Raw genomic sequence first — 18,390 nt, 5'->3', positions numbered from 1 at the left:
GATAGTAATCATTATAGTTGAGAACGTCAGGTGTAAACAAAGATACGTAGTTTATCGGATTCCATGGTGCCCTGTAAGCATAAAAGTCATCCAGGCTATATGAAATCTCTGTATCGAGAGGATTAGTAACACTCAATCTCATGTAAAATTTTCCATCTGAAGAAGGAGTAAATGAATCTGAGAAAACTTCATCGGTTTGAACAATGGTACTCCAAACAACATTTAAACTCTCATCAAGAACTTCAAATCTAACAGTAGCATCTACTGGGAAACCTTCCAGCCTTTTCACATTCATATTGAATATGACCGGCTTATCCTTCGAAAATTCCGCTACTTTCTCCGCTCCGGCATATTCTGCCCTATCCTTGAGAGTAATTTGAAGTTCCCTGTTCTTGTTTACATCCACCTTTGCTCCGTTAAAATATTTCCATCCACCTGTGTCTTCGTCAAAATTGTCAGTTGCAATAGGAACTATTTCCTGGTTTACAAGCTTCCTGTCACTAATAACACTTAGTACATTTCCTAAATGATTGGAAAGTTCATAACGTTTATCCCCAACAAATCTTTCAAAATAAGATGGGGCCGGCCTTCTAAAAGTTTTATAATCCTGTATTCCCAGTCTACTACTTCCGTAAATGTTGTGCTCAAGCAATCTATACTCCGCTTCTCCTACACCTCCCAGAGGTTCTTCGCCCAGAATGTTATTTATAGATAATTCATAAACCCCCATAGGATTCCCTTGGGCATCATTTGTATAATGAGTAGTAACCGTTCCTTTTTTATACCTGGTAACCTGTTTGGCTACTCTGTTACCCAAACCATCATAAAAGAAATTAATGCTGAATTTAGAATTGCTTTTATTGATGCTCTTAACCTTACCATCAACCCTCCAGTCTATTTTATTGATATTGCCGGTAACATCACTTACCAATTGCCCTAACACATCATATTTGTAATTGTTTGCAGGCTGGTTGTCAATATCTTCCTTAAAACGTGCGGTTTCAGTCATGCCATCTTCAATGTTCAACAATTTATTGGTTCCTGGCTGATAATTGTAAGTGAATTGATCCATTGGTACAATTTGCTCACTTGTAGGGTCATCTGCAACCATAAGTTTTGGAGCATCCCTATCCAGTCTATGAAGGTTACCGTTTTTATAATAGGTATACGAACTTCTGTAACTATCAATTGGAGTAAACCCATCAGAATTTTGGATACCATTAAATGATCTCAAGCTAAAAATCCTGTTCAATTGGTCGTATCTGTAAAGATTGATTTGTGTTGGCAAAATTTCCTCCTGTATACCCCTAACCGAAGTAATCACCCTGTTTATGTTACCATCATAAAGACTAACACCATTTAACTGAGTCAGGTCTAATCCTGATATGTGATGTGCGTCATTTGAGGATGGTGCTTTTCGGGCTTCATAATCACGATCATAATAGGATAGTGAATATCCAAAAGCGTCTTTTGAAACATAGTTTCCGTCTCTTCCCATATCATTATTGAGACTTCTTAAGTTCTCAGAATTCACGGTCTTAATCCATCCCTGGAGCGTATAGGCAAAATCAGTTCCCTGAACCTTTTTGTCTCCTCTGATTACTCTTGCCAATGGCCCATGCTGATAGTATTGATAGGTTGCATCTTTCTCCCAGATAACATTATCCCTAGAAGTTTCAACAGAGGTTATACGGTTATCAGCATCGTAATTATATTTATGGATGAATTGATCATCAAGGTTTCCTTTCTGATAGAAAACCTTATTGACATTTCCACTAATTAAATCATACTCGTATTTAACCTTTTTTACAACTCCATCCGGCTCACTTTCCACATACATCACATTAGGGCTTAAACGCTGAGACATTTCATCTACATTCCCGTGTATGTCATAGTTATAGAAAATTGCAGTTTCATTGTCTGTCAGAAGCGTGGTATCGTCGGTATGATCAAAAGTCAGGATTGCCGCTACCCTGTTCCTTACATTTCTCACAGGAGTTGGTGTAAGGTAGGTATCCGGATTGAATGGTCCGTAATTATCATATAAGGTTTTTGTAACTTCAACCTGTTCATCAGACACATTGTGTGGGTAGGTGTCAGTAACAGCGTCAACCGGAACCCATGTCCCTCCACTGAAAACTAATTTTCCATTATCATTGATACTCATAAACCTATTGCCTCTAAATTGGCCCGATTCACTAACTCTCCCTAATCTGTCGTAACAGGTGTAGCTAAAATCCCTGTACGATTTAAGAGTTGCAATTTTAAGGTCATGAAGCTCATTATCCGTTATCGGTAAATAGAAATTCAGATAAAGTGATTTTTTAGTATCCTTATCCTGGGCATCCATAATCAGAATTCCATTCTTATAAAATTTAACTACTCCATCACCTCTTTCAATTGTCAGTATATCTCCAGCAGCACCCTGATATGTTAAATCCGGTGTCCCATTTGGCGTATGTATCCTGAACCTGTTTTCTGAATCATAAAGGAATGCATAATCTACACTACCGGTCGTGTTATCCCTATTGTATGTTAATCCAAAAATAGTTTTCCGTGTTGCTTTATCCAATGTATTGCCTTCAGAGAATCCTAAAGTATATTCAATATAACCAGATTCAGCAATTCCTTCCAATGAATAACCATAGGATTGTTTGTAATCCTCTGAACCTTTTGGATTATATATGATTCCCTCTTTATCTGATAATTCAACACCAAGGCCAATTGGCGGATTGATTAGTATACCTGTATTCAATTGTTTCTTGTTTTGTGAAGCAACAATCCTACCGAGCAAATCATAAGCAAAACGGGTTTCCCCACCGTCTGGGGTAGATTGCCATACCAGCTGATTCAAAGAGTTGTAGCGGTATTTGGTTTGGAAACTTTGGGCTGGCAATAATGAAGGAATCGGTGATGCATTTGGCTCATTATTATTTCTCATTACGTCCACTGCTTCACTATTTGCTGAAGGAACTATACCTACACCTTGTGGAGCAACAGTCTGCATCAAATTACCTGCCTGGTCATAATAGTAAAGCGTATATTGATACTCCTTATCCGTATATTTCATTGTAAAGGTCTCCTTAACTTTTGTAAGGGCCTGAGCTAAATAAGCAATCTTGAAAGCTTGTTTCTTAGCATTCAGGTATGCCTGATAATTATCATCATTGTAACTCTCAGCAACGTTAAGCGAAAATTCCTGACATGTAGTATGCTCTGGGAATGGTACTGATATGGTTGATGACGGAGTCATTGGAGCCGGTGGGCATATTTCTGCGTGATGGCTTAGATAGTCTGAAACGAAATCCCTCCAGTTCATAGGGTCTGTCGGTGTAATATCTAAGTAAGCATCATAAGCAGTGATTACTGTTCCATAATTGGAATAACCATAATTAAGTCCTGTTGCCCCAAATGTATCGATTGCGATATAACGAGGGTCTGTTGTACTGGTAATGCCAAGAGCTGATAAATACTGTAAATAACCAGTTACCAGATATTGCAAATTATGGCTACAGAAAAAGTCCTGTTTGTTTGTAAAGTAGGTAACCTCATCATTCGAAGCACCAAAAGTGGTTGTCATAGTCTGCATGAATAAATCATACTGCTCACCGCAGGCAACCGGAACCGGAGGATGTGGTATACAAGGACAAGTGCTTTGAATACCGTTACCTAAACTAAATTCCGTATTTGTCATTATTTTCTTCAATCCAGCTTGTGACCTGCAGTTGTTGCAGTTGTTCACAAATTGGCACAACGGATGATCGAAATTGCAGGTAACATTTGTAACAACATCACCCATATGGCCTGGATTACTATGGCTGAATTTGGCAAGTTTCACCTTAATCCTCATAATTCTTTGAAAAGTCATACTTCCAAATTCTCCATCATAATGACCCTCAATGACAACTTCCTGGGTTGTAGCACTTGAATTTGCAGGTTCTACTAAAGTAACCGAATCAATTATGGTTACCGGTCCTTCAAAAAATGGAACACCATTACTAGTAGTGGTTATATCATATTGAAGGTAATTATAAGTACTACCGTTAGTAGCTGCCTGTTTCCTCCATCTTAGTTTCTCTGGGAAATTCGTAAAGGATCCTTTAGCAAAGGAGAAATTCATATCAGACAGCTCGAGGTCCTCAATACCTGGATCGGGACCATTTGCCGGGCATAGGTTCGACACATAAAAATTATTTTGAATCCTTGAACCCAAATCATAATTAATATAAAAATCGTCCAGATGGGGTAATGTATTATAAATACCTGTATTAATATTACCTGAACTTGAATTTGAAATTATATCATTCAATAAGTTTTTAAAATCGGTTTCAAAAACTGTTTTGTCTTCTCCCTGGAAACAACTTGGGCATGCGCCTAATGGACATAAGTCACAGCCATCACCTAAACCGTCACCATCAGTATCAATATTGGTAACATCATTGTGGGTTGGACACAAGTCACACACATCTCCAAAAGCATCTGTATCTCCATTATTTTCCTGTTCCGGATTATAAACTAAAGGACAGTTGTCATCCCTGTTCAAAATTCCGTCACAGTCAAGATCGGCAGCCTCAGAACAAGTAGGGCAATCACCTACTCCGTTATTATCAAGGTCAATCCTGTTATCACAAAAATCACAGCTTCCTAAAGCGAAAACCCCATCATCACCTATTCCGTCAGCATCATAGTCATATTCCCCACATGGAGAACAGCAGGCAAAATACATCTTTGGTTTTAAAGTCAAACCTGTAAGAAGATCGACTTGAGCCGAGAATCTATGGATAAATCCTTCAAAGGTTACAGTACCAAAGTTTATCGAAATGGTATGCACATTTTCGGTATCATCTGTGTTTCCAATGGATAAACCGATAATGCTATTGGTTGATGTCGAATAAGTAGTCGTTTGCGAATTCCTGTAAATTATAATACCGGTGTCAACCAATGATCCACTTTTGATAACGGAAAGTTTGAACTTTTTAGCACCACCTGTACCTGTTTCCAATACTTTCCATGAAGCTGTATGCGCACTGCTTTCAACTCCAAAATACGTTTTTAAATATGCAGGAAGTGTTACAGTATATGGTGTTGTTGCAAAAAGATGGTTGGTGTTTTTTAAAGTTTGCATCAATGATTTCAATGCATCCCCAAAGTTTTGTTTTTTATCACAATCATCATCTTCCAAAGGTTCTAAAACTATAGGATTCCCTTGAGATGGATCTAATGGTGCGCCAGTAGTACAGGTCAATCGTATTGGAGTATAGCCATCAAACACCCTTTCAAAAAAGGTTATTCCGTCTGTGGTTATTTTTGCCAATACCTTGAAATTATAAACTTGTTGGATACCATCGTAATTGGTTGATGTTAGGTTTGACATCTTAACAATCTTCCATTGTCCTGGATTCCCTCCATAGTTATTCCATGTCAATGCCGAATTGTTTGGAGTATTCGGAATTATAAGCGTTATCGATTTTAGCGGAGTTGAGTTTTGGGTGAAATTTAGGTTTACTATCTTATTTGCTGGTGTGGAGGTTCCCATTGTTCCAGACGAAATCAATGTTTGGTTATAAACCCCGCCCATTTCTGTTAGTAAAGCTGCAGTCAAATAGTTTATGTATGGCTGCGTAGGTGGTGTTGTACCTCTATATACCGGAGCAAAATCACTCCTTTTTGACGAGCTGTCCAAAAAGATCTCCAAATCTCTTACCATAGGGCAGATTCCGGTTTGGGTGTAAATATTTGAATTGGCCTGGCCTGAAGAAGCGCCTCCTGAATTTTGAGTTGAAATACTCTGAAGGAATATAAATCGTTTTGCTTTAGGAGCTAAACTCAAACCGTTAACTGAACAGCTGTTTGGTGTTACAAGTGTAGGTGTAGTTAATTGTGTTGTTACAAAAGTCTTCTCACAAGGATATCTTTCAGCGATCGGGAGCGTAATATTATTCAAATCTGCTCCGGCTGTATTTCCGATACAATCATTATAACCTCCGTTACGTGCAGCATAAAGATTAATGAATGTATCCTTGATTGTTTGTTTTAATCCAACATAATTGGACATATAATTCTGCCAAAACCTGTTCTTTTCACTTTCTTCAAAAAGCTCAACTTTTGCAATGATTTGGGCATAAGTAGCACCAGCAGGCAAATCCCCACAACCAATCGGTCCGATTCCGGTACATCTTATCAATTCATAAGCAGATCTTGCAATGGTTACATTTGGCTCACCGATTCCTGATGTAAATCCTAAAACATCACTGGTACATATAGTCGCGCCTGGAGGTGAACTTTTTGCCAATGCCTGGTAAATCATAGACAATTTATATTGTCTGTAAAGCTGTTGGTCTGTAAGTGTTGCAGCATTTTGTATAATTGCTGTACCTGAAATGGAAGATGAATAGGCATCCAGCTTATGTACCGTTTGGAAAAATGGATCATTTTCTGCCAGTATAGTTGGATTGGTAGCTGTAATAAAACCTTTATCCTTTGCTTCCTGATAGGTATCAGCACTACCAAGTAAGGCATCAAACCCATCACTGTTTACATTGTAGGAAACACCAGCCAGGTTTATAATTTTTGTGAAATAGGCTTTGCAATATTCAAGCTGGTACTCTATATAGTGAAACTCAGGATGGTATTTAATCAATGATAATGCCCAGCTTTGTTTTGATTGTATTTTAGCCATAAAATCGCTCACATTTTTCAAATACTGAGGTTCTACTTTATATTCGTCAATTGCTGCGGTATAGATTATATGGCCCGTTTCCGAAGGCAGCACTTCAGGAGAATAGTGTCCTTCATCATCCCTAGTCAAAATCACATAATCAATTTGACCATTTTCAGTAAAATAATGATTTAACGAAGCAGGCTGGAAATTGTTTTTGTCAAAATAGTTAGGATGCCTCCAGTTTAGGTTATTCTGTACTCCTGCAACTGAAGGAGCTTCCAAACCGGCAACAATCGCTATTAAATGATTCGAAGCAGTATCATTGTAAACCGATAAAGGCAAATCTTCAATGTCAACCGGAGTCTGGCTTGGTAAAACCTGGCCCGATGAACTTACGATACTACTTCCATTTGCATATTGTCCTCCCGGCATAACGTCTGCAACAATTTGTGAAAACAGTGCTGAACATGCAATAGAAGTTGTTGGTGTTTGGTTTGGATCATTGGAAGCACCAGTTCCTGTACAAGGACGCATGCAATCAGCTCTAAGGCCTGTCCATTCTCTTTCATACCTTGTTGTCAGAATGGCTAACAACGACTGGTAATCTGCTGAGTTTGGTGCTGCCTGGAAAAGGTCGTTGAGATCGCTATTGGTATCAAGCATTTGATGCACGTAAGCAGCCTGTCCGATAAATGAATTGTAGCTCATCTGGTCGTAGTGAGCCGCACATTCGGCACAATTGGCGTAGCAACCCTCATAATGAGCCTGTGCTAATTGTTGAGGAAATATACAGCCATTTGCAGTTGCTTTTTTAATGTAGTCTTCGGTGAAAATCTCTAATGCATCTCCGTCAACCGTCAAATCTTTATTAACACTGTAAAGTGCTGGTTCGGTTGGGGTAATCCCAAAAGATTGTGCTATTGAAATTGGCGATGCAGTTGTAGTCACATTTCCTGAAGAATCTACTGAATAATTACTTGCCCCTAAATGGAGATCGATTGGTGTAATTTGAGAAACACCACATTCATTTTTTACATCTATATTTAATTTATAAACAAACGGATACGTTACCTGGAATGCCGGATTTATATTATCACAACCGAAATTAAACACGTCCGGATTATTTAAGGTATAGTTAAAAGTATATAATGAACTACTTGCTGTAAGTACTTTTTGGGCACCATATCTTAAGCCGTCAAATAAGTTTCCAAACGTCCCTGTTTGGTATTTTATGTTATTGTCCAAATCGGTATCAATATCAGTACTATGAAGTTTATTCAATAAATCTTCTGTTAATTCAGCTCTTGTAGCGGTATTGCCATCATCCTCAAGAGCTATCATATTAGGAGGTGAATCAGCTGCCAGGGCTGAAGCTATAGTCCTGCCTTGTGGATCAAGATAGGTAACACTCAACTGTCCATTAGGATCGAGGACTGCATTCTTTTTGTAGTGGAGTGCATTACCAACATAATATCCAAATAACCTGTTCAGCTCTTCCGGTGCCGGAGTTGTATAGAAATACTTCGTCGCATGGCCGGACTGGATTTGGAATTGGCTTCCCACTCCTCCCTTACTTTTAATCCTCCCGGTATTGTCATTGCTGTATACTGTCTGTGAAAAAGGGTATGCTTCTGCCTTAGGCACAAAATCCTGCATATTACTCTGCTGCGCATTGTTATCTGAATAATACTGGCTTGCACCGCTTGAGGTTGACATATCCTGCGCTGGGACATTACAATCGGCATCATTCAACGGAACGAAATCCTGATAAGAATAAACTTCGCCTGCATGGTTTTTATTGAACTGAGGATAATAATCTATTGCTGGGCTGTTAACCGGTGCAGGTAAAACTTCTACTGCCGGCCTACCTTCGTTGTCATATATTACCTCTCCAACAATGGCTTTTTCATTAGTGTTTGTTTTGGTTACGGTCTGCCTGTTTCTTAACGAACCGTCAAAATAGGATGCAACTTCCTTTTTCTTACCTTCTTCTGCATAGGAACTTTGAAACTGCCAGTTCAAATTTTCCCTATGACCATCAATCGAAATATTATCCCAATCGGATACTTTATTGGGTGTTTGCGACCCGCTCCATCTTCCATAAAGGTTGTGTTTGACCCTTTCTGCAACCGGTATCATAATCGATGTGGGATTGGTGACAAACCTTCCAACATTGCGCAGCCTGTATATTAAATAACCCCGGTCATAAATATTTGAAATGGAATAATGATTAGCTGTCGTCTGTATTCTGGTATTGTTCCTTTCAAAATCCTTTAAATTAAAATCTATATCGCTGGCGGCTAAAACTGTTAATGCTGATTGGTCACTGTAATTATCAACCCACGTCCATTCCAATTCGTATTCTTCTACTCCGGTGATGTCGTTATTCCATGAAAAATCAATGGTATTGCTTGCTGTATTTTGGGTCACAGTTATCGCTGGTACATCATCTACATTCAGTTCGTAAAATCTTGTTGATTCAAAAGAACCAGACAATTTTAGGTTGGCTGGAATTCCAATTACCGGAGCACCGGTTTCATTATTTACAATGTTAACATTCGTTATGGTTACCCGGGCACCACGGGCATTTGGTGTACTCACTAAATGCTTATGCATGTCTACAAAACCTCCTAAGCCACCATAGTGATTATTCACAACAGTCAAAATAACATCGTAAGGCGTACCAAATGAGCCATCATCAAAAGCTGGTTCAACACTCATTGTTACTGTTGCGGTATACCAATAATAAGGTGCCGCATAATCATCAATTTTTAATTCCAGATAAGTTCTATTGCTGGTAAAAACATAATTAGTTGCTCCTATTTCATCATCAATTACATTAAAGGTATATCCTGCATGCAAATTTGGTGCTGCAACGGGTACTTCCTGTTTTTTCTCCCTACCATAAGTAATAGAGGAGATTACCAATAAGATAGTTATTAGCAATAAACTAAAACGGCTTGAATTCATAAAAGATTTTTTCATAAGCTGTAGTATTTAATCAACAATTGTATAGGACTTATATTTTTTTATCGGATAATATTTTTGATTTGTTTTTTTTACGTAGTTGTCAACATTAAAATAATCGTTGGGTGGAAAACCCGATTTTTTAAAATTCGAATAGATTATCTGCAATCTTGGATAATCCAACTTAGGTTTTCCATTTACAATCTTTGTTTGATACTTGGTTAAAAAAAACAATTCCTGTTTCTGAATCTGGTAATCATTTTTATTAATGTATACTATTATTTTGCTGTAAGGAACGACAGAAACCTTTGAAGTTGTAAGAGTGCAGATCCATTGCCCATTGGATTCTGTCAGACGATATCCTGAAAAATAATTGATATAGCTGTTTAATTCCAATATGGGTTTTTGTGCATTACTACTAATTTTATCAACCTTCATTCTTTTATTATCATTGTCAATTTTGATGAATAAGTTGTTTGTACTGATCATTTCTGAACTTCCAAGTTTGGTATACATATTCTCGCCTTTCTTCAGGGTTATCCCTTTGTAGGCTTCCTTAACCTCATTCGAAGTATAATTGACAAACAATTTATAGTCTGATTCCAGATAATAATTCTTCAAGTCAAAAAGTTTTTGTGCTTTGTCAAACAAATCAGTGATTCTTTTTCTATCACTGTTTTGTGCATTTATGGCAATGCTTAGTAAACAAAATACCGCCATAAAGATTTTCCTGTTATTACTCATTTGTCTTTTTTGTACTTGATCTTGATTCCTTTATTGTGAATATTCCTTTTTCGGTTTCTTTCTTAACCCTGACTAATCCTCCTTCTTGATCATATTCATAGAATGAGGCATAATTGTTTTCGTCCAATTCGGACATGATCTTAAGGTCATCAGGATCGTAGACAAAACCTTTCATATTACCATCAATTGGAAAAAACCTAACATCATCAAAACATGCCGGAATCCACTCGCTTTGATTCAGGAGTTCAATCGACATATAACTATGTGTTGGTAAAATGGTAATGATACCATCTATTTTTTGCCATCCATCAATAATATTACCTGTTGGGGTAAAAGTATATGTGTTGACCGGTGTACCAGTGGCATCAAGGAGTATGATGTTAATTTTGGTATTCTCATAAGAAATGACTTGTTGGTTTTCCAACAATTCCTTTACCCAGCCATTAACTATATACTCACCCGCATCGGGCATAAACGATCCCTCTATATAACTTGACATATCGGGTTCCTGTGAAAATGCAAATCCACTAAAGAATAATGCCGTTAACAAAAAAATTGATTTCATAATTTTTATATTTTACTGATTAAACTTAGTCTTCCTGCACTGGTTCCTGTGGTGGGCCACAATCAGGCTCTGTAGTTATATCACCTAGAGTAACAGTGTAATAAGGGCCATCATCTCCCCAGGTTGAGCCTGGAGTAACTGTGAAAGGAACCGTAACATCCTGGACAGTTCCGCCTATATAGTGGAGCTTGAAATAGAATGTATAATTTCCGTTCCCATCACTTGGCCAAAAACAAAGTTGGAAGGTCTCAGCTCCACCATTCCAATGCTGTGCATTGGCAGTAACAATAGGACCGTTTCCATATCGGTATTTATAATCACTTGTTGATTCGAACAACATCGGAGAGCCATCAGCAAGAGTCCAGTTGATGTGTTTAATGATTAAATCAAAACCTAATTGTCCCGCTAAATTCCAACACAATGATTCCTCAGTTCCGTTGTTTTGATGGATAAGCGGACATGGGAGCCTTATAAGGCAATTTACCGTCCTGGCCCTTACTGATGCTGGGAAAAGCGGTTTTTTAAGTTCTGCCTTGCTATTAGGAGCAACGTACATACTGTTTTTACCGGTATGTGCGTGATCGGATGTAATCTTTCTGTCTTTATTATCAGTTTCAAATTCAAAGTGTGAACCACTCGGATACCCATTTGGATAATCTTCAAAGTTATCAAATCCGAACTTTTTATATTCAGCATTTTTTGCCACCGCAAAAGGAATTGTATAGGAATAGCCATACTGTGCACTACTAAATTTACCCATAGCATCCCTGTTTTCAACTTCAGGTCCGTACTGGCTGAATTTGGTAATCTCACTTACAGAAGTCCAACCATTTCCATTTTTAATCCATTTGCCACTGCTTAGGTTATAGAATGGTGAAAATGCGCTGAAGAAACCATTATATCTTGGATTACCTGCTGCCGCTGTAGTTAACGATTTTCTTCCTGTTAAATAAGTAAGCGACTTAACAGCCCTCCAGTTTCCTTTATAATTTTGATAAAATGGATTGAAACGCAGCCTACTAGGGAAAGTAACCGATTGTGGATCCTGACCAGGAATATTGTTTGGATAAAGAGCTGCACTTCTTTCATTCTGTGGCATCCAAAAATCATCATATTCGATTGCACTTGCGTTAATGATCCTTGTATCATTTGCACTTGTTGCCAGGAAGTCTTTTAACTTTCCGGTAGCTATAGGGTTAACCATTGAAGTGATTGTTGCCATTGGAGCCATTTGATTATTCCTGTATCCTGATCGCAATAACCTAAAGGTATAATTATGTGGAAGGTGGGTTCCACACATATCCACATATTCTCCGGATGAATCCATTAACAATAATCCTGTTTTGTTAGCATTGAATCCAAAAACCCAAACTCTCTGTGTTCCTTCTGAACTCGTAATATACAGCTCATCACCCAGTTCGAAAGTAGTATCCAGGTTAGCAGCCTGCTGATCAACCTTAAAGTAAGGAACCGGAGCAAGTTGTGTAGTCCCGCCTTGTGGAGACAATGTCCCTCTGATGTCTGTATTATGGGTAGCCATTCCCATTCGGTTATGATACCAATATGCAGGAATATTCAAGTTGTAATACGAATCATCAAATTCATTTACAGTTTGCGTTAATAGTACCTGTCCCGTTTGGGAATCCCAAGCTATATTTTTGGTAGACACCTGTGAGCCGAGGTCATAAACGATTTTTTCCGTAAGTATACCCGACTTTTGGATTACTTTGGTGGTAACTGCCGACCTGAATATCTGATAATGTGATTCGTCATCAAAGAAGGCTGTTGGCACGTATAGAATCCATATAAATACTGGTGGTGGTACAAATATTGGTATGATTTCGAGATTTCCGTTCACACCCGATGTGTTGGAATAATTGTAATTATACCTCATATCATTTACAACATCATAGTTGACCCCTATTGCTTTTTGGGCTACATTACCATCCGGATTTATTACCGACATGACATTGTTTAATGAAGACAAATCACCATTCTTAGTACTATATCTATTTTCGGTATAGGAAATGAGATTATTTTTGTCATCATAAACCTCCTGCTTTTTCACTTTACCATTCATGTCATTTGTCTCGATCTGGAATCCTTGTGTAAGGGTTAACTCATTGCGCACATCCAGACTCAAACCAAACATACCTAACAGAATATTTGGAAGCATTGCCGGCTCATTATTGACCTGCGATTTACTCTTACTCAAATCGGTAAAGTCTGTTTTAGTTGGGAAATCATAACTTGTGAAATGATAGGTTATGACAGTTCCTGAACGGGTTTTCCTTACATCAGGACCACTTCCTGCATCGTCATCGGCGGCAGTAATATTTTTAACCCTTACCTTACTATAGGTTATAGTTGGACTAGGATAGAAGCATGCTCCAAAAGGTTTCTCTGTATAAGTCTGAGCAGATAGCTTTTCAGTGCCATGGTAAAATGGCTGAACCAAAGGATTTTCTTTTGACATATTTGGCTCATAGGTAGCAACACCGCTCGAACCAGATGATTCATTGTCGCCAAGCGTATACGAATATTCCTGCCCATATTTCTTTTCATATCTCTGGTCATGATCCACCCCTAACATTTCATCCCAACCGTCAAACATTTCCAGCTTTTTAACCCTTAATCCTCCTCCAAGTTTTGTACCTGTAGGTTCATTTAATCTTATCCATGATTTATCGGCAATGAAATTATTGGCACATCCAAATCCTTTTAACCTTTGGTTTGGACCAGTAAAAATATGGATCATTTCATCGATATTGCTTATCAAACTTGTTGCCAACGTCAGGGGATTTGGAAGACCATCACCTGGTTCTGCCAAACCATAAACCTGTCTATGCAGATTTTGCCTTCCAAAAAACCAACCTGCAACTGAAATTGGGTTAGCCGTTGCAGAAGCTCCTCCTCCTTCCTTGCTGGTGTAACGCATTGGAATGTATATATGATGTTCACCCGAAACTTCTTTGATTTGGGCAGGTCCATCCATTTCGAAATAGCCTACCACATGATCGTATTTACCCGAAGTCATGTTTAATAAAAAGTCGAAATAAACCGGAGTATTGGCTAATCCTTCGGTACATCGCCTTAAGATTTCGCTTGACGTTATGCCTGATGGCAATCTATCTTCATCTACTTTAACTACAACAAATTTAGCTTCTCCTCCACCTGTATATAGGCTTTGGTCAACAGTGCCGTTGATATTATCGGTAACACCTAAGACTTTGAACATCTGCATCGCCTTTTTATTCTGGACATATTGATAGTCATCGGACTCCAATGTCAATCTTATTTTACTTCCAGATGGAAGTTTAACTTCTTCTAATGACCATGCTGCAGCAGTTTCATCCTGATCGGTTTTATTGGTCTGCTGTACATATGGGAAATCTTGTGAAGAAAGTGCCTGGCAGCCTCCTGTTTCTCTTGGATTTACTTTGTAATTACCCCAAATGTCATAATTTTTTGGATTATAGGTCTTATTATGTCCGTAAACAAATTCATAAGGCACATATTTACCCATATTCGAACCTTTATAAGTGAAGTAGACCTTTTTTAAGGTAAGCTTACCTCTAAAGTTAGTTTCCTGTCCATTTACAATCCTTGAAGCTCCGGAATTGTTCTCAATACCGGTACACAATGAATAGTCATATTCGAAATGGGCAGTTTTGATTGGCTTGATTGAAGATGAAGGTGAGATGTCATCTGGGATTGTTACACCTGGCCTTTTTGCATACAGCCTGATACTTTTAATGCAATAGGTTTTATCTCCGGTATTCAATCCTCCGTCTTCATTGATGGTTCCATATCCATCTAAACGCTCTTCCAGGTCAATAAGTGCAACATGGGTTTTTGTTTCAATCCTTTTTATGTATTTGATTTCCTTAACACCATAAAGATAACTTCCCTTTTGATCTTTGCTAGCTGTTTTCAGTCCTTCGTTGTAAGAAGCTTCCATGTGACCGTAAGGAACCCTCCATTTGTAGTTATTTGAATAACCCAAATCTCCTGAAGTGGTGTAAGTAAATTTCGTGTAGCTTCCTGAATCATCATCTGAAGGTCCATCACCATTTAAATCCTGGTAATCCGGAGAAAGTATTGATGATATCAAATAGGTATGCGCATAATTTTTTGTCTTAACACTGTTAAAATAATGATCCGCTCCAGCAGAATTGCCACCTCCGTTTTCACTTCCGGCATATTTTACAATACCTCTTACACAATCAATATCATTGGCCGATGCGTCGGTAGCAAACGTTACCTCTTTTTTCTCAATGTTATAAGCAGTCTCTCCAAAAACATTCCTGTTTCCCTTCTCATCAGTAATTAAAAATCCTGCGGTGTGATGGTTTAAGGCATTAGGATTGACTTTCACAAAGCCATTATCCAAATGATAATCAAGAGCTTCTCTTTTAGTGATTTTTTGTATTGCAGTATTACGTTTTTCGCGGTTTGTCCTTCTTAGGTTCGAAGTATTGAATGAAGCCATTGGAGCCAAATCCGAATCGTATCCTGTAATTACCTTTTTTGAATACTTATTCAAGGCATTATTATCCATTAGTTTTAAGGTAACCGGCATGTCATCGCTAACAATCTGCGAGAAAAGCGTCGGTGTTGTTGGATTATACTCCGGGTCAACCCTTAGTTCTCCAAGTGACTTATAGTATACCCTTTCATATCCAATGCTGCCTGATGGCTTCTCTTTAAAATAAGGTGTTGCTATTGTTTTCCATCCACTGGTATAGTTTATTGAACTTGTATTTTTAATGCTGGCTCCATAATGAAAACCCCAACCTGCTTCAATCTCAGCTGACATTGTTGTGCTCGATGATTCATCAGCAACATAAGAATCGAAAACATAACCAATTTGTCCTCTATATGGACGTATGGTTCCGTTTAATCCCTGGCTTTGTACTGACAACACATCATAAGTATAGTTGGTAACCGGCAATACATTGGTATGTTTTGAAATGGATCCTAATTCATTTTCGCGGTTAAAATCCAACAAATCAAATTCTGATGCCAGTTCGGTATTTTCATAACCATATGCTTTCTCTCTTTTAAATTCATCCTTGATTTTTTGAATCGTTGCTGAAGCACTCAAACTGACTTCAGCCTGTACCCCAAAAATACTTGGCCCTGCCGAAAAAGAGAATGTAAACTGATTGTTATCAAACGCTACTCTTTTTGTTGGAGTAAAAGTGGCGTCATTAAAAGAAAAATTGGCACTTCCCCCTCCAATATTAAATCCTGTTTTTCCAAGATCTGCTCCTTTCCAACCATGGTTTGCTCTAAGATTGGAAGACAAGTTGAAACTTTGCAATCCCTGGCGGCTATTATAAGATATCCCAGCAGTCAAAGATCCATTAATGGTACTTCCCATTTTTCTGGCACTGCATAAAAAAGAGCTCATTGTAACACTTGGACTGATTGTGGCACCCATATCATCTGAGCTCGATAACGAAACCCCCAATGATACATTTTTACTTAAATTGAAAGATGCGCCAATTGTTGGATTAGCAGCCAGACCAGTATAATTGTTATATTTAATCTCTAATCCTGCACCTATTTGAATTGTATTGTCAAGCAATCCCCAGGCTTGCGGATTAACATAAGCTGTTGTAGATACCGTAACATTTGGCTTTAAATTGTTTTCTGTCTCAATTTCGTCTCCCTTAAAATCATCTGGTAAACCCCTGACATTCCTGTTAATCTGTCCTATATTTAGATTCCAACCCAAACCAACCCATGATGCTTCCTGATCCATGGTTACTCCAGAGGTATAAGCCAAGTTTATCGGATAACCTCCTACATCCATAATCGGAATGTTGTAGTTGAAATCTCCACTTGCCAAATCCACTATATCAGAAGTTCCAATAGGTGTAAAAGAATTAAACTCTGGCTGCGCCGGTCCTTCAGTTAAGGCAAACATTACCATTGGCTGGGTTAATTCCAAAAACATCATTAAAACTAAATAGCAGGCAACTACTTTACTAATTTTGCTGGTTCTAATTTTTTTAATCATGACTAGAGGTTTAAAATGGGTTCTTTAAATCTGAATTTTAGGGTTCCTTTCCTGAAAAGGTTATCCTTATATATTAATTGAATTTTATCATTCGGGTTTATGCCTGAAAAAAACAGCATTAATTTATGATAGGGAGCTATTTTAAAATTCCTTTCAAATATGACTCCTGAACACGGTATCGTATCCTTTTTTGAGGTCACTACAGAAAAATCATCCTGAATTGTAAATGACATATATTCTACCCCTTTCTGATAATCAAGATTTGTGAATTTCTCAAGCAATAAATCTTCTTCATCCTGATCCTGAAATTCGAATTCAACGATACGGTCTCGTTTATTTTCTTCATATAAGGAATCAACCTTTATCAAATCATCATCCTTATTATCTTTCAATAAATAATAGACAATAGGAACTTCTGTTGCGGTGAAATTTATATTATCGACTTTTTGCGAATGTGTCAATGATTTCCATCCTCTGTTCTGAAGGTTGTAATACCTGTAACGAATGGCAGAATCATCTTTGGTTTTGGCATCTTTATCATTCTTACAGGAAAAAAGGACAAAACCCAATAAAATAAAAAAACAACTATTGAAACCCCTCATATTTTTTATTGATGTAGTTCAACAATTGCCCTGTTATATCTTTCTTTTTAGAACCGGCTAATACGGTTTGATTATTATTGGAATTGAGTATGAAATCATAGCCTTTCGCTTCTGCATAGTCCGCAGAATAAGTTGCTATCCTTGCCCAGATATTTTTCGAATTAAGTGCGGTAAATTCTTGTTGGAATGCGTCGATTTCCTGTTGCTGCTTTATAAACTCCTGCATGATGAGCGCCCGTGTCTTTTCGTCTTGCGTCATTCTAACCTGCAATTGCAAGGAATCTAATTTAGCCGTTTTGAGTTGAAGCTGATGCTCACCTGCCTTCTTTAACTCTTTTGTCATTTTGAACTCCGTAAACAATTTTTCGCTATCAACATAAACCGTCGATGCAGGCATCATTTTATAACAAATAAAAAATGTAATTGTGGAAGTTATTAATATTAAGGCGAAAGAATAAAAAAGAGATTTTGGCATTTTGGCGTCGTATATTTTTTTTATAAATCTAAAAATTTATTCTTACAAAAGAAAGCTGTGTTTGTAATTTTTTTGTAAAATTTTAACAAGTGCCGAAAACTCTGGTAGTAAGACTTATTTTATAAAATTTCTAGTAAAAAGTTATTGACATTTTGCGAATTATTGTAAGTGAAATATGCCTAAAACGAATGTCTTTTTTTTTCATTAATGGGAATTATATAACATTTAATTAAAATTCTGTAACAATTTTCAAATCATAAAGAAGCATTTTTGTCATACACAATGACAATGTGTTTGTCAAGAGAAGAAGTTATCTCACCAAAAAAATAATTTTGGTCCTAACAAATA

At 37.6% G+C, this 18,390-nt stretch carries 6 protein-coding genes; all 6 read right to left on the bottom strand.

Going from position 1 to position 18,390, the window contains the following annotated elements; genetic code table 11:
* Window positions 1–9,646 (bottom strand): DUF6443 domain-containing protein (locus L1S31_RS13250; RefSeq protein ID WP_370637878.1); only part of this gene is annotated, 9,646 nt, incomplete at its 3' end.
* Between the two features lie 12 nt (window positions 9,647–9,658).
* The gene (locus L1S31_RS13245) at window positions 9,659–10,372 is read right to left on the bottom strand and encodes a LolA3 family protein (RefSeq protein WP_236465226.1); all 714 of its coding nucleotides are present in this window, start codon (window positions 10,370–10,372) and stop codon (window positions 9,659–9,661) included.
* The gene (locus tag L1S31_RS13240; RefSeq protein WP_236465224.1) at window positions 10,365–10,937 is read right to left on the bottom strand and encodes a hypothetical protein; all 573 of its coding nucleotides are present in this window, start codon (window positions 10,935–10,937) and stop codon (window positions 10,365–10,367) included. Before L1S31_RS13240 ends, L1S31_RS13245 begins: the two co-directional genes overlap by 8 nt.
* A 25-nt stretch (window positions 10,938–10,962) precedes the next feature.
* Window positions 10,963–16,965 (bottom strand): hypothetical protein, encoded by a 6,003-nt coding sequence (locus L1S31_RS13235; RefSeq protein WP_236465223.1) that lies wholly within the window; start codon window positions 16,963–16,965, stop codon window positions 10,963–10,965.
* Window positions 16,966–16,967: 2 nt separating this feature from the next.
* Window positions 16,968–17,567: a hypothetical protein gene (locus L1S31_RS13230; RefSeq protein ID WP_236465222.1), complete on the bottom strand. Its 600-nt coding sequence runs from the start codon at window positions 17,565–17,567 to the stop codon at window positions 16,968–16,970.
* A complete protein-coding gene (locus L1S31_RS13225; RefSeq protein ID WP_236465221.1) occupies window positions 17,551–18,042 on the bottom strand; it encodes an OmpH/Skp family outer membrane protein in 492 nt (163 codons plus the stop codon). The genes L1S31_RS13230 and L1S31_RS13225 overlap by 17 nt, the downstream gene beginning before the upstream one ends.
* Window positions 18,043–18,390 lie beyond the last annotated feature (348 nt).

This window comes from Flavobacterium wongokense (assembly GCF_021608265.1).
Taxonomy (GTDB): Bacteria; Bacteroidota; Bacteroidia; order Flavobacteriales; family Flavobacteriaceae; genus Flavobacterium; species Flavobacterium wongokense.
This window is presented reverse-complemented; position numbering and strand designations above follow the sequence as displayed.

Coding starts and splice junctions, on each gene's coding strand:
- L1S31_RS13225 (WP_236465221.1), bottom strand. CDS start 18,042: ATGCCAAAATCTCTTTTTTATTCTTTCGCCTTAATATTAATAACTTCC.
- L1S31_RS13230 (WP_236465222.1), bottom strand. CDS start 17,567: ATGAGGGGTTTCAATAGTTGTTTTTTTATTTTATTGGGTTTTGTCCTT.
- L1S31_RS13245 (WP_236465226.1), bottom strand. CDS start 10,372: ATGAGTAATAACAGGAAAATCTTTATGGCGGTATTTTGTTTACTAAGC.
- L1S31_RS13240 (WP_236465224.1), bottom strand. CDS start 10,937: ATGAAATCAATTTTTTTGTTAACGGCATTATTCTTTAGTGGATTTGCA.
- L1S31_RS13235 (WP_236465223.1), bottom strand. CDS start 16,965: ATGATTAAAAAAATTAGAACCAGCAAAATTAGTAAAGTAGTTGCCTGC.